Here is a 12,986-nt window from a genome sequence, read left to right as displayed (position 1 = left end):
GACCACATGACCAATCAAAAAAGCACCACCGGCAGTCGCACAAAGAGGGGGAAACCGGAAAGGTTCCCTCTCTTTCCGTTACGGGACATCGTCATCTTCCCGCACATGGTGATCCCGCTCTTTGTGGGGCGCGAGAAGTCCGTGCTCGCCCTCGAGGCGGCCATGGCGGACCACGAGAAGCGGATCCTGCTCGCCACCCAGAAGGACGCCAAGACCGAGGAACCGGGCCCGGAGGACATCTACCAGGTCGGCACCATCTGCCAGATCATCCAGCTCCTGAAGCTCCCGGACGGGACTGTGAAGGTGCTGGTGGAAGGGAAGCAGCGCGGTCTCATCTCCGAGTTCCTCCGCGAGGAGGGGTACTTCGAGGTCGAGGTGCGCGAAGTTGCCGAGCCGGCCGCCAAGGGGAGCGAGATCGAGGCCCTGAAGCGCGGGGTGGTCGCGAGCTTCGAGAACTACGTGGGGCTCACCACCTCGGTTCCCGCCGAGGTGCTGCAGACGGTAACCGCGATCGGCGACCCCTCCCGGCTGGCCGACTCGATCGTCCCCCACCTGAACCTCAAGGTTCCCCAGAAGCAGGAGCTCCTGGCCATCGCGGCGCCGGCCAAGCGCATGGAGCGGCTCTTGGAGCTCATGGGCGCCGAGATCGAGATCCTGCAGATCGAGAAGAAGATCCACGCCCGGGTCAAGCAGCAGATGGAGAAGACCCAGAAGGATTACTACCTGAACGAGCAGATCAGGGCGATCCAGAAGGAGCTGGGAGGGAAGGACGAGTTCAAGCAGGAACTGCGCGAGCTGGAGGCGAAGGCGGCCAAGCTGGCGCTTCCGGAGCCGGCTCGCGAGAAGGTGCTCGGCGAGATCAAGAAGCTCAGGCTCATGTCCCCCATGTCTGCGGAGTCCGCGGTCCTGAGGAACTACGTGGACTGGGTGCTGGCACTTCCCTGGGGGGTACTGAGCGAGGAGAAGTCGGATCTTGCCCGTGCGCGCCAGCGGCTGGACGCCGACCACTACGGTCTCGAAAAGGTGAAGCAGCGCATCCTCGAGTACCTCTGCGTGAACACCCTGGTCTCCAACCTGAAAGGCCCGATTCTCTGCCTGGTGGGTCCTCCGGGGGTCGGCAAGACCTCGCTGGCCCGCTCCATCGCCGAGGCGACCGGCCGCAACTTCGTGAAGGTTTCGCTGGGCGGGGTGCGCGACGAGGCAGAGATCCGCGGCCACCGGCGCACCTACGTGGGGGCCATGCCGGGGCGCATCATCCAGAGCCTCAAGAAGTGCAAGAGTTCGAACCCGGTGTTCCTTTTGGACGAGATCGACAAGATGACCTCGGACTTCCGCGGCGACCCGTCGGCGGCGCTTCTCGAGGTGCTCGATCCCGAGCAGAACGCAACCTTCAACGACCACTTCCTGGACCTGGACTACGACCTCTCCCGGGTCATGTTCATCACCACGGCGAACTCCAGCCACTCGATCCCGCGCCCGCTTTTGGACCGCATGGAGATCGTCAGGATCGAGGGGTACACCGAGCTGGAAAAGCTCGCCATCGCGCGCCAGTACCTGGTTCCCAAGCAGGCCAGGCAAAACGGCGTGGCTAGGAAGGGGGGGAGCTTCTCCGATGCGGCCCTCCTGGAGATCATCCGCCGCTACACCCGGGAGGCCGGCGTGCGTACCCTGGAACGGGAGATCGGTGCGGTCTGCCGCAAGATCGCCTTTGGCGCGGCCGGGGGGGTGAAGCCCAAGCGCCAGGTGCAGCCCAAGATGATCGCCGAGTACCTCGGCGTGCCGCGCTACAAGCACGGCGTTGCCCCCGGAGAGGACGCAATCGGCCTGGTGACCGGGCTTGCCTGGACCGAGGTGGGGGGCGAGCTTTTGAACATCGAGGTGGTGACCCTTCCCGGCAAGGGGAAACTCACCGTGACCGGCAAGCTCGGCGAGGTGATGCAGGAATCCGCCCAGGCGGCGATGACCTACGTGCGCAGCCGGGGGGAGCTCCTCGGCTTTGCCCGGGACTTCTACCAGCACCTCGACATCCACATCCACGTCCCGGAAGGGGCGATTCCCAAGGACGGCCCCTCAGCCGGTATCGCCATGGCCTGTGCGCTTACCTCCGCGCTCACCCGGCGCCCGGTGCGCCGCGACATCGCCATGACCGGCGAGATCACCCTGCGCGGCAGCGTGCTCCCCATCGGCGGCCTCAAGGAGAAACTGCTCGCGGCCGGGCGTGGCGGGATCCGTACCGTCCTCATCCCGAAGGACAACGAGAAGGACCTGGTCGAGGTGCCGCAGGAGATCAGCGCCGGACTCAGCATCGTTCCCGTCGCCCACATGGACGAGGTTTTGAGCCATGCCCTGCTCGCCCCGGAGCCGCTGCCGGCGGGTGTGCACTACGCCGAGCCCGTTCCGGCGGACGAGAAAAATTTAGGGGCTCCGCATTAAAAAGTGGTTGACAGCTTTGACAGGGCTCTGGTATAAGGTTGCTTCACTTTGCGATGCAGTCCCAGGAGGGTTAGATGAACAAGGCAGAACTGGTAAACGCCATTGCCGAGCAGGCCAAGATCACCAAGGTTGACGCAGACAAGGCCCTCAACGGTCTCCTCGACGCGCTGACCAACTGCCTCGCCGCTGGCGACAAGCTGACCCTGGTTGGTTTCGGTACCTTCTCGGTTGCCTCCCGCGCCGCACGTACCGGCCAGAACCCGCAGACCGGCAAGAAGATCGAAATCGCCGCCTCGGTGACCCCTAAGTTCAAGCCGGGCAACACCCTGAAGGCTGCGGTCAACGGGAAATAAGCAGTACACCAATAGCAGTTCGGAAGCACATGCGGGGTTGTAGCTCAGTCGGTTAGAGTGCCAGCCTGTCACGCTGGAAGTCGCGGGTTCGAGCCCCGTCAACCCCGCCAACATATACATGGGTGAATAGCTCAGCTGGGAGAGCGCCAGCCTTACAAGCTGGATGTCGGGGGTTCGATCCCCTCTTCACCCACCACATATGTGCTCCTTCACCATCGCGACCGATCCCCCCGGCCGGTCGCCTGCAGTACACAGTTTCATCATGGGGTTGTAGCTCAGTCGGTTAGAGTGCCAGCCTGTCACGCTGGAAGTCGCGGGTTCGAGCCCCGTCAACCCCGCCATCGAAACCGTAAAAGGCCGTCCCTTCCCGGACGGCCTTTTTGCGTGGCGCGCCGGGCGGGGGGACTCGCACCGCCTGCGCCCTTTAGCTTGACTTGATTAACTCAAATCGTTTATCCTCACCCTGTCCGAGCCGGTCTGCGTCGGGCACTGCACGGTGCGGTTCCCCGGTCTGCAGGTCCCTAACTCTTCAGGAAAAGCGAGTCCTCCTTGAAAGCTGTCGTAGTAATCCCTACCTACAACGAACGTGACAATCTGGAGCGCCTGGCCGCCCAGGTCCTGGCCCAGGATCCGGCGATCCACCTCCTGGTGGTGGACGACAACTCCCCCGACGGCACGGGGGCGCTCGCCGACCGTCTGGCCGCCGAGACCGGACGGGTGAGCGTTTTGCACCGTGCCGGCAAGATGGGACTCGGTTCCGCGTACCGCGAGGGATTTCGGGTGGCGCTCGACATGGGTGCCGACTACATCGTGCAGATGGACGCCGATTTTTCCCACGATCCCGCGATTCTGCCGCTTTTTTTCGAGAAGTTGCGCGAGTGCGATTTCGTCATCGGTTCGCGCTACCTGAACGGGGTGAGCGTGGTCAACTGGCCGCTGCGCCGCCTGATGCTGAGTTACTTCGCGAGCGTCTACACCCGGGTGATTACCGGGCTCACCCTTAAGGACTGCACCGCCGGCTTCAAGTGCTTCAAGCGCGCGGTGTTGGAAGCGATCGAGCTGGACCAGGTCCGCTCCGACGGCTATTCCTTCCAGATCGAGATGAACTTCCGCTGCGTCGAGAAGGGGTTCAAGGGTGCCGAGATCCCCATCATCTTCATCGACCGCCATGCCGGCACCTCGAAGATGTCCAAGCGGATCGTGCGCGAGGCCGTGCTCATGGTCTGGAAGCTCAAGCTGGGCTCTCTGGCCCGCAAACTCTTCGGGAGGAGCTGATGCTGAACAGCGCCTGGTCCGTTCTCTGCGTGATCGGCGTGTGGGGATTCGTCGCCACCGTCGTCGGGCTCATTCTCACAGCCTTTCCCGCCCGGGGTGTCTTCCTGTCCCGGCCCGCTCTTCGCTGGGGTGCCACTGCCCTGGCATTTTTCGTCCTGTGGTTGATCGGGATGTCCCACGCCTGAAAACAGTTTCGCCCGCAGGAAGTATCAAGCCTTGCACTCCCTTGTCATCCGCGGTTCTCTGACCCACCGATACCTGAGACAATTTACACATTATTGGACTTGAACTGTTTTCATTCTGCCATATTTGTGATACTCATATGGTCTAATGTCCATTTATACCTGCAAGATAGGCTCTTCAGACGGGAAGATCGTCGTCAAGGAGTTTGACGCGGTCAACGCCGGGATCCTCAGACAGACCCTGGAGGACCAGGGGTACGTCGTTTTCGAGTTGCGCAAAAAGCCTCTGCAGTTCCTGATGGACACGGGGTTGGGGCGCAAGAAGATCGGCAACAAGGAGCTCTTGATGTTCAACCAGGAGCTCCTGGTGCTCCTGAAGGCCGGTCTCCCCATCCTGCAGGCCCTGGATACCATCCTGGAGTCCGGCGTCGGCAAGCTCCAGGATGTGCTGTCCGCGGTGCGCGAGGACGTGAAGGGGGGGATGGCTTTCTCGCAGGCCTTCGAGAAATACCCCCGGATTTTTCCGCACCTCTACATCGCCTCCATTCAGGCCGGCGAGCGTACCGGTGACCTGCCGCAGACCATCAGGCGCTACATCGCCTACCTGAAGCGGACCGAGGGGTTCCGCAGCAAGATCATCACCGCGCTCTTCTACCCGGCGATCCTGGTCTCGGTGGCGGCCATCGCGGTGTCCGTGCTCCTCATCTACGTGGTGCCGACCTTCAGCAAGATCTACACGGACTCGGGGGCCGCGCTGCCGCTTCCCACCCAGATGCTGATCAGTTTCACCACCTTTTTGCGTAACTACCTTTGGGTCTTCATCGGCGCCGCCATCGCAGGGGCAACTGCCTTCAGGCGCTGGAAGGAGACCGAGTCCGGCCGCTTCGCCGTCGACGCCTTCAAGGTCAAGTTCCCCTTCGTGGGGCCGATCCTGAGCCGTTACGCGGTCTCCGGCTTCACCCGTACCCTGGCAACGGTGCTCGGTTCGGGTATCCCGATCGTCGAGGCGCTGCGCATGTCGGTGGGGACCCTGAACAACAAGGTGATGGAACGGGCCCTTCTTGCCGCCGTGGTCCGGGTGGAAGAGGGGAGCAAGCTATCGAGCGCCCTCGAGGGGATCCGGCTCATGCCGCCGCTTGCCCTGCGCATGCTCTCCGTCGGCGAGACCACGGGGTCATTGGAGGAGATGCTGTCCGACATCTCGGACTATTTCGAGGAGGAGATCGAGCGCAACCTCTCGGTGCTCACCACCGCCATCGAACCGGCGATCATGGTAACCATGGGGTTTGTCATTGGCATCATCATCATCTGCATGTACCTGCCGATCTTCAGGATCGCCGGTACCGTAGGATAGAGGCACCATGCTCAAACCGTTCCGCAGGAAAAGACTGGGTGACATCCTTCTGGAGATGGGCGAGATCACGGCCGATCAGCTGGCCTACGCCCTGGACAAGCAGCAGACCACCCGGGAGCGCTTCGGCCTCATCTGCCTGGCCGACGGCCTGATCAGCGACGTGGCGCTGGCCCGGGCGCTCGCCGAGCAGTTCGGCCTGGAGTACGTGGACCTGAAGGGGTTCCGCCCCGACGAGACCATCTTCGCTGCCATCCCGCCGGACACCATGTACCGCTACCAGTTCATCCCGCTGGAGTTGCGCGGCGACCTGCTGGTGGCGGCCATCGCCGACCCGACCGCCGTCTTGAGGCTCGACGAGATGTCGCTCATCCTCGAGCGCCCGCTTATCTTCAAGGTGGCCGCGGAGAGCGAGATCGCCTACCACTTAAAGCGCGGCGAGGGGGCGAGCCGGGTCCTCAAGGAAGTCTCCGAAGACTTCATGCTGCAGCTGGTCACCGAGACCGAGAAGGGTGAGGAGGTCCTCTCGGTGGAGAACGTCTCCGCCGACACGAGCCCGATCATCAAGCTGGTGAACTCCACCATCCTTGACGCGCTCACCCGCAGGACCAGCGATATCCACATCGAGACCACCCAGGAAGGGGTGATCATCAAGTACCGTATCGACGGGGTGCTCTACAAGGCGACCGACCCGATCGACTCGCACTTCCAGGGGCCGCTCATCTCGCGCCTCAAGGTCATGAGCGAGTTGGACATCTCGGAGCGCCGCATCCCGCAGGACGGCCGCTTCAAGGTGCGCATCGGCGCGAAATCGATCGACTTCCGCGTCTCCATCATGCCGAGCGCCTTCGGCGAGGACGCGGTCATCCGTATCCTCGACAAGGAGTCGATCGCGAGCGATCTCAGGGGGCTCACTCTGGAGACCCTGGGGATGGAGGGGCACGAGGTCAAGCGCCTGCGTAAGATGATCCGCGAGCCCTACGGCATGGTGCTCGTCACCGGGCCGACCGGTTCCGGCAAGACCACCACGCTCTACGGTGCGCTCACCGAGATCCACACCGGCGAGGAGAAGATCATCACCATCGAGGACCCGGTCGAGTACGTCCTAAACGGCATCACCCAGATCCCGGTGAACGAGAAGAAGGGGCTCACCTTTGCCCGCGGTCTGCGCTCCATCCTGCGTCACGACCCGGACAAGATCATGGTCGGCGAGATCCGCGACTCGGAGACCGCCCAGATCGCGGTGCAGTCGGCGCTCACCGGCCACCTCGTGTTCACCACGGTGCACGCGAACAACGTCTTCGACGTGATCGGCCGCTTCACCCACATGGGGATCGATCCCTACAACTTCGTGGCCTGCCTGAACTGCGTCATGGCGCAGCGTCTGGTCAGGAAGGTTTGCCCGCACTGTAAAAGGGTGGTGGTCCACTCCGACGAGCAGTTGCGCGAATCCGCCATCGATCCGGAGCGCACCCGCGGGGTGACGCTCTACGAGGCGGTGGGGTGCGAGGAGTGCAACGGCACCGGCTACCGGGGGCGCTCGGCCATCGTCGAGCTTTTGGACCTGAACGACGAGGTCCGCGAACTGATCATCAACAAGGCCCCCATCGCCGCGCTCAAGAAGGCGGCGCGCCAGGCGGGGACCTCGTTCCTGCGCGAGTCGGCGGTGGCCAAGGTGCTGGCCGGCGAGACCACCCTGAAGGAAATTAACCGCGTCACCTTCGTGGAGTAGGCTCCTATGCTTTTTGCCAAACATGCGCTGGGATTGGAGATAGCTGCCGACGGTATCAGGTTGGCGCAGGTGAGCGGCGGCAAGGCCCCCCGGCTGGACGCAGGGCTCACGGCCTCCTTTGCCGCGGGAACCCTCCAGCTCTCCCGGCGCGAGCCCAACGTGGTCAACCCATCCGCCTTCATGTCCCTGGTACGCGAGGCGCACCTGCGCCTTTTGACCAAGGAGAAGACGGTCTCGGTATCGCTTCCCGACGCGACCGGGCGGGTGGTGCTCCTCGACCTCGAGGCGCGCTTCAAGAACCGCGAAGAAGGGCTCGACATCATCCGCTGGAAGCTCAAAAAGAGTCTCCCCTTCGACGTGAGCCAGGTGCACCTCGACTACCAGCTTTTGGGCGAGAAGGAAAACGGAGCGGTCTCGCTTCTGGTATCCTTGATCTCCCGGCCGGTGGTGACCCAGTACGAGGAACTCCTGCTCGGGGCGGGGCTGGAGCCCAAGTTCATCGACTTCGCCTCGTTCAACCTCTACCGCCTCTTCGAGCCGCGGCTCGGCATGGCGGAGAACGGCGCCTTCGTCACCTTCTACGGCGGCGCCATGACCGTACTCATCTTCTACGGCGGTGTGCTCTCCTTCTACCGCACCAAGGAGACCGTGGGCGAGATCCAGAACCTGTACCGCGAGGTGAACAGTTCGTTTCTGGTCTACCACGACCGCTATCCCGGTCAGGCAGTGACCGAGGTGTTCTGCATGGCCCCCGCCGGCGAGGCCGAGTCGTTCCGTGCCCTGGTGGCCGAGGCGAGCGGCCTCGAGCCGGTGTTGCTCGACCTGGAGCGCATGGTCACCCTGGGAAGCGGCTTCACCCTGGACCGCGGCACCCTGCACGCCCTGGCCGGTGCGCTCGGTGCTGCCGTGAGGAGCCTGGCATGAAACTGACCACCAACCTCGCCACCCGGCGCTACATCAACCAGCGTCAGCTGGACGGCTGGCTGCTGGGCGCCCTGGTCCTCATGCTCGTGCTGGCGGGCTACCAGGTTGCCGGACTGGCCCAGAACCAGGCCGAGATCTCCCGGTTGCACGCGCTCACGGCAAAGACCGGCGGGCCGAGCGGACCCAAGGTGAGCGAGGCGCAGCTCAAAGCCCAGGCACGCCAGGTCGAATTCGCCAACCAGCTCATCGAGATGAAGACCGTCAACTGGCTCGGGCTCCTGGACCGTCTCGAGGAGGTCGTGCCGGCCGGCATCAGCCTCTCCGAGATCGTGCCGGAACGCAACCGGGGGCTGAGGCTTCGGGGGGTGGTCAGGAATTTCGACACCCTGCGTGGCCTGATGGAAGGGCTCGAGCGCTCGCGCAGTTTCAGCGAGGTGTACCTCTTGAACCAGAAAGAAAGTAAAGTCGGCTCGACCCAGGAGGGGATCACCTTCGAGATCAGCTGCAAGGTAGTCCCGCAATGAACCTCGACCTGATCAAGGACATCTACGCACAGCGGCGCCGGATTTTCGGGCTGATCTTCTTTCTGGCGCTCGTGAACCTGGTGCTCGCGGTCTACGTAAGCCAGTGGCAAACGCCGCAGCTTGCCACGGCGACCAAGGAGTGGAGCGCGCGGCAGCAGGCGGCGCTCAAGGGTCAGGACCGTGGCGAGGCCGCCCGTTTCCGCGACAACCAGCGCGACCTCGCCACCTTCGAGGAGCGCTACATCGCCAAAAAGGACTTCGCCGCCTTCCTGAGCGATCTCTTCGGCATCGCCAAGGCGAACTCGCTTAGCCTGAAGGGGATCAACTACCAGCCGACACAGGTGAAGAACCAGCCGCTGGTCACCTACGTCATCGAGTTCACTCTCTCCGGCAGGTACGGCGGCGTCAAGGGGTTCATCGCCGACCTGGCCCGCTACCCGAAGCTCGTGGTGCTCAACTCGATCAGCCTTGCCAACACCAGCAAGACCGAGGAATCGGTGGACCTCAAGGTCCAGCTCACCGTGTACCTTAAGAAGGAGGGGGCATGAACCGCCAGAAACTCGTGCTCTGCCTCCTGATCCTCATGCTGGTCGCAGCCATCGGCTACGCCTTGTTGCGCAGCCCCAAAGAGCAGCACGTCGCCGCGCTCACCTACCGGACCGGAACCGCAGCGGCTCCGCGCAAGCCGGCCCAGGCGCCGACGCGGCCCGCCCCCGGCGCTCCGGCAGCCGCGGAGAGCCAAAGCCAGGTGCATCTCGCGTTGTTGGACCAGGATCGTGGGCGCTCTGCCGGGTTCCGGCGCAACCTGTTCAGCCCGATCTTCAAGGAAGAGGTGAAGCTTCCCCCCTTCAAGCCGGTGCCGCTCCCGTTGCCCCCGAAGCCCGTCGCTCTCCCGCCGCCGCCACCGGTGCCAGTGGCGCCTCCGCCTCCTCCGCCACCGACCGAAGAGGATTTGATCGGCCGGGAAATGGCGAAGTTCACCTTCCTGGGCTTTCTGAAAAAGGGTGACGAGAGGACGGTCTTTCTCTCCAAGGATCGTGAAATCTTCCTGGCCAAGAAGGGGAGCACCCTGGCCGGCAAGTACCAGGTTTCCGGCCTCACCGACGATGCCATCACCATCAAGTCGCTCAGCGGCGGCAAGGAAGTCGTCATTCCGCTGGTAGAAAACAGGTCGCTCGTGCGCCGCATCGGCCCCAATACGCGGACCCCCTAAGGAGCAACTGCATGCATAGCATAAAACCGATCTGCACCCTGATCCTGGCGTCCTTGCTTCTCTCCGGCTGTACCGCCGGCCGCACCGCCTTCAGCAAGGCACAGAAGCTGGAGGGCGAGGGGAATATCGATGGCGCCTTGGTGAAATATGCCGAAGTTGCCTCTGCAAATCCCGACGTGGCAGAGTACCGGGTGGCGTACCTGAAGGCCACCGAGGCGGCGGCACGCTTCCACTTCAAAAAAGCCGAGGCCTTCTACGCCCAGAAAAGCTACGACGACGCCCTGAGGGAATACCAGAGCTCCTACGCCATCGATCCGACCAACCAGCTCGCCAAACAGCAGGCGGACCTGCTCGTCAAGCTGCGCAATGCCCAGACCTACTACCAGGAAGGGCAGACCCTCGAGAAGGACCGCAAGACCCGCGAGGCGCTCCTTGCCTACAAGCACGCCCTCGAGTTCGATCCGGGCAATCGCGAGATCAAGGATGCCCTGGAGCGGCTGGTTGCCGTCAAGAAAAACAAGCTGGACGGTTATGAGCTGAACCTGAAGTCCAACAAGCCGATCACCCTCAAGTTCAAGGACGCCAAGCTCAAGGAGATCTTCAACATCCTGACCCAGCTCTCCGGCATCAACTTCGTCTTCGACGATGCTGTGAAGGACGTGAACCTCTCGCTGTACCTGGAAAACGCCTCCTTCCAGCAGGCGATGGAGATCATCACCGGGATGCAGAAGCTCGGCAAGAAGGTGCTGAACGAGAGCACCATCATCCTCTTTCCGAAGTCCCCGGAGAAGCTCAAGCAGTACGAAGAGCTCTTTGTGCAGACCTTTTACCTGAACAAGCTGGACGCCAAGAAGGCGGTGAACCTGGTCCGCACCATGCTGCAGGTGAAGAAGATCTACGTGAACGAGGAGCTCAATGCGCTGGTGCTGCGCGACACCCCCGAGGTGATCGAGGTAGCCCGCAAGATCCTCGAGGCGAACGACGTCCCGGATGCCGAGGTGCTCCTCGACGTCGAGGTGTTCGAGCTGTCGAAGTCCAACGCCGAGACCTTCGGCCTGGCGCTCTCCAAGTACGCCACCTCCATGGGGGTGACCTCGCCGGCGAGCACCAACGGCTCGTTTTTGACCGATTCGCTGAGCTCCTCGACCACTACCAGCACCAGCACCACGAGCAGCACCACGACGACCTCGGCGACCCCGTCGAACCTGCTCCACTTCTGGGCGTTTCGCGGCTATAACGGCTACCTGACCGTGCCGACCGCCACCTTCAACTTCGGCAAGACCCTTTCCAACGGCGAAACCCTCTCCAACCCGAAGATCCGGGTGAAAAACCGCGAGAAGGCGAAGTTCAACGTGGGGACCCGGGTGCCGATCACCACCACCTCCTCCCCCTCGGGGGGCGGGGTGAGCGTCAACGTCCAGTACGTCGACGTCGGCGTGAAGGTGAATGCCGAGCCGACCATCCAGCTCAACAACGAGGTGTCCATCAAGCTCGGCCTCGAGGTGAGCTCGATTCTGCAGAAGGACACCATCGGTACCGACCAGGCGACCACCGTGGTCACCATCGGCACCCGCAACCTGGACACGGTGCTCTCGCTCAAGGACGGCGAGACCAGCATCATCGGCGGGCTGATGCAGAGGTCCTCGACCGATTCCAAGAACAAGATCTTCTTGCTGGGCGACATCCCGTTTCTGGGCTCGCTCTTCACCAACACGAACGACTCCAAGGACAAGAAGGAGCTCATGCTCGCCATCACCCCGCACATCGTGCGCAGCGTGACGGTTCCCGAGAACGATGTGGCGGCCTTCTGGTCCGGCCGCGAGGATGAACCCTCTCCCAACAAGCCGTACTCTTCTTTCACCCTGGAGCCCGAGTTGGCCCCGGCTCCCCTTGAGCCCGGCCTCCCCGGCTCTGCAGCGGTCGGGATCGGAACTAGCACCGGTACCTCCCCGGTGACCCGCCGGGGCTCCGCCACCACGGTCAAACCTGCTCCGGTTGCACCTGCCGCGCTGCCCGCCCCGTCGGCGGTCCAGCCCGCGCCGGCTGCTCCGTCCCCGGCAGCGGCCCCGGTTGCGCCGGTCGCTCCGGCGCCCGCTGCCGCCGCACTGCCGACGGCTCCCCCCGAGGTAGCCCCGGTGGCTCCGGCGGTCCCGGAAGCAGCGCCGGCCGCTCCGGTGGCGCCGGCTCCGGTCGTCCCGGCTCCGGCGGTTCCGGTACCGGTACCGGGAACTGCACCGGGAGTGGGCAAGATCATCCCGGCACCGCCTGCTGGCGTGCCGGATGCCGCTGGATCGGCAGCGCCGGCCCCGGCTCCGGTCCCGTCGGCTCAGGGTGCCGCAGGGCAGGCTCCGCAGACTCTGCCCGCTCCCGCGGTACCTGCACCTCCTGCCGCCCCCGCGACTGCCCCGGCTCCGCAGCAGGCGGCTCAGGCGGCACCTTCGCAGCCCCCGGCGGTCCCCGCGGCACCTGCCGTTCCGGTACCGGGAGCTGCTGCTGCGGTCCCGCCAGCTGCTGCGCCCCCCGTCCAGAAGGCACCGGTTGCCCCGGCCGGCCGGCAGCCGGCCAGCACGGTACCGGTGGTGCTCAAACTCGACGCGCCTGCCTCGGTCAAGGTGCAGGACCAGTTCACCGTGCAGATCAACGAGACCGGCGCCAGCGATCTCTACGCCTCGGTGTTCGTGGTGAACTACCCGGCGAACCTCGAGGTGGCGACCCAGGCCGAAGGTGTGGTGCTCAAGCAAAACGGCGCACCCACCGTGTTCCAGACCTTTAACGACAAGAAGAAGGGGCAGCTCTGGGTCTCCTTAAGCCGCGTCTCGGGTGCCCAGGGGGCCAGCGGCAACGGCGTGCTGGCGACCGTGACCTTCAGGGCGCTGGAAAAGGGGAGCGCCACCCTCAACGTCGCCAACACCAACTTCTCGAACAAGGCGGGGCAGCCGTTCATCGTGAACAGCTCCACCGCGCTCATTGAGGTAAAGTAGCCCGCACGGGCGCACGAC

At 63.8% G+C, this 12,986-nt stretch carries 11 protein-coding genes and 3 tRNA genes; all 14 read left to right on the top strand.

Annotation, left to right across the window (positions count from 1 at the left end):
• Nucleotides 1-6 precede the first annotated feature (6 nt).
• Nucleotides 7-2,433 (top strand): endopeptidase La, encoded by a 2,427-nt coding sequence (gene lon, locus H7688_RS19340; protein WP_183362895.1) that lies wholly within the window; start codon nucleotides 7-9, stop codon nucleotides 2,431-2,433.
• 74 nt (nucleotides 2,434-2,507) lie between these two features.
• Complete coding sequence (locus H7688_RS19335; protein WP_183354307.1) at nucleotides 2,508-2,786, top strand: HU family DNA-binding protein; 279 nt, start codon at nucleotides 2,508-2,510, stop codon at nucleotides 2,784-2,786.
• A gap of 33 nt (nucleotides 2,787-2,819) precedes the next feature.
• Nucleotides 2,820-2,896 (top strand) — tRNA-Asp (locus H7688_RS19330).
• Nucleotides 2,897-2,906: 10 nt separating this feature from the next.
• Nucleotides 2,907-2,982, top strand: a tRNA-Val gene (locus tag H7688_RS19325).
• Between the two features lie 68 nt (nucleotides 2,983-3,050).
• Nucleotides 3,051-3,127, top strand: a tRNA-Asp gene (locus H7688_RS19320).
• 208 nt (nucleotides 3,128-3,335) lie between these two features.
• Complete coding sequence (locus H7688_RS19315; protein ID WP_183362894.1) at nucleotides 3,336-4,061, top strand: polyprenol monophosphomannose synthase; 726 nt, start codon at nucleotides 3,336-3,338, stop codon at nucleotides 4,059-4,061.
• Nucleotides 4,061-4,246, top strand: coding sequence for a hypothetical protein (locus tag H7688_RS19310; RefSeq protein ID WP_183362893.1), 186 nt, complete (start codon nucleotides 4,061-4,063; stop codon nucleotides 4,244-4,246). The genes H7688_RS19315 and H7688_RS19310 overlap by 1 nt, the downstream gene beginning before the upstream one ends.
• Nucleotides 4,247-4,391: 145 nt before the next feature.
• Nucleotides 4,392-5,597: a type II secretion system F family protein gene (locus H7688_RS19305; protein ID WP_183362892.1), complete on the top strand. Its 1,206-nt coding sequence runs from the start codon at nucleotides 4,392-4,394 to the stop codon at nucleotides 5,595-5,597.
• A gap of 7 nt (nucleotides 5,598-5,604) precedes the next feature.
• The gene (locus H7688_RS19300; RefSeq protein WP_183362891.1) at nucleotides 5,605-7,326 is read left to right on the top strand and encodes a GspE/PulE family protein; all 1,722 of its coding nucleotides are present in this window, start codon (nucleotides 5,605-5,607) and stop codon (nucleotides 7,324-7,326) included.
• Between the two features lie 6 nt (nucleotides 7,327-7,332).
• Nucleotides 7,333-8,250, top strand: a complete 918-nt coding sequence (pilM, locus tag H7688_RS19295; protein WP_183362890.1) for a type IV pilus biogenesis protein PilM — start codon at nucleotides 7,333-7,335, stop codon at nucleotides 8,248-8,250.
• Nucleotides 8,247-8,774 carry a PilN domain-containing protein gene (locus H7688_RS19290; RefSeq protein ID WP_183362889.1) on the top strand — a complete coding sequence of 176 codons (528 nt, stop codon included), beginning with the start codon at nucleotides 8,247-8,249 and terminating at the stop codon, nucleotides 8,772-8,774. Before pilM ends, H7688_RS19290 begins: the two co-directional genes overlap by 4 nt.
• Entirely contained in the window at nucleotides 8,771-9,322 is a 552-nt protein-coding gene (gene pilO, locus H7688_RS19285) for a type 4a pilus biogenesis protein PilO (protein WP_183362888.1), read from the top strand. The genes H7688_RS19290 and pilO overlap by 4 nt, the downstream gene beginning before the upstream one ends.
• Nucleotides 9,319-9,987: a type II secretion system protein PulP gene (locus tag H7688_RS19280; protein ID WP_183362887.1), complete on the top strand. Its 669-nt coding sequence runs from the start codon at nucleotides 9,319-9,321 to the stop codon at nucleotides 9,985-9,987. Before pilO ends, H7688_RS19280 begins: the two co-directional genes overlap by 4 nt.
• An 11-nt stretch (nucleotides 9,988-9,998) precedes the next feature.
• Nucleotides 9,999-12,968: a secretin GspD/PilQ domain-containing protein gene (locus H7688_RS19275; protein ID WP_183362886.1), complete on the top strand. Its 2,970-nt coding sequence runs from the start codon at nucleotides 9,999-10,001 to the stop codon at nucleotides 12,966-12,968.
• The last annotated feature ends 18 nt before the right edge of the window (nucleotides 12,969-12,986 follow it).

It is taken from the genome of Geomonas limicola (assembly GCF_014193675.1).
GTDB lineage: Bacteria > Desulfobacterota > Desulfuromonadia > Geobacterales > Geobacteraceae > Geomonas > Geomonas limicola.
This window is presented reverse-complemented; position numbering and strand designations above follow the sequence as displayed.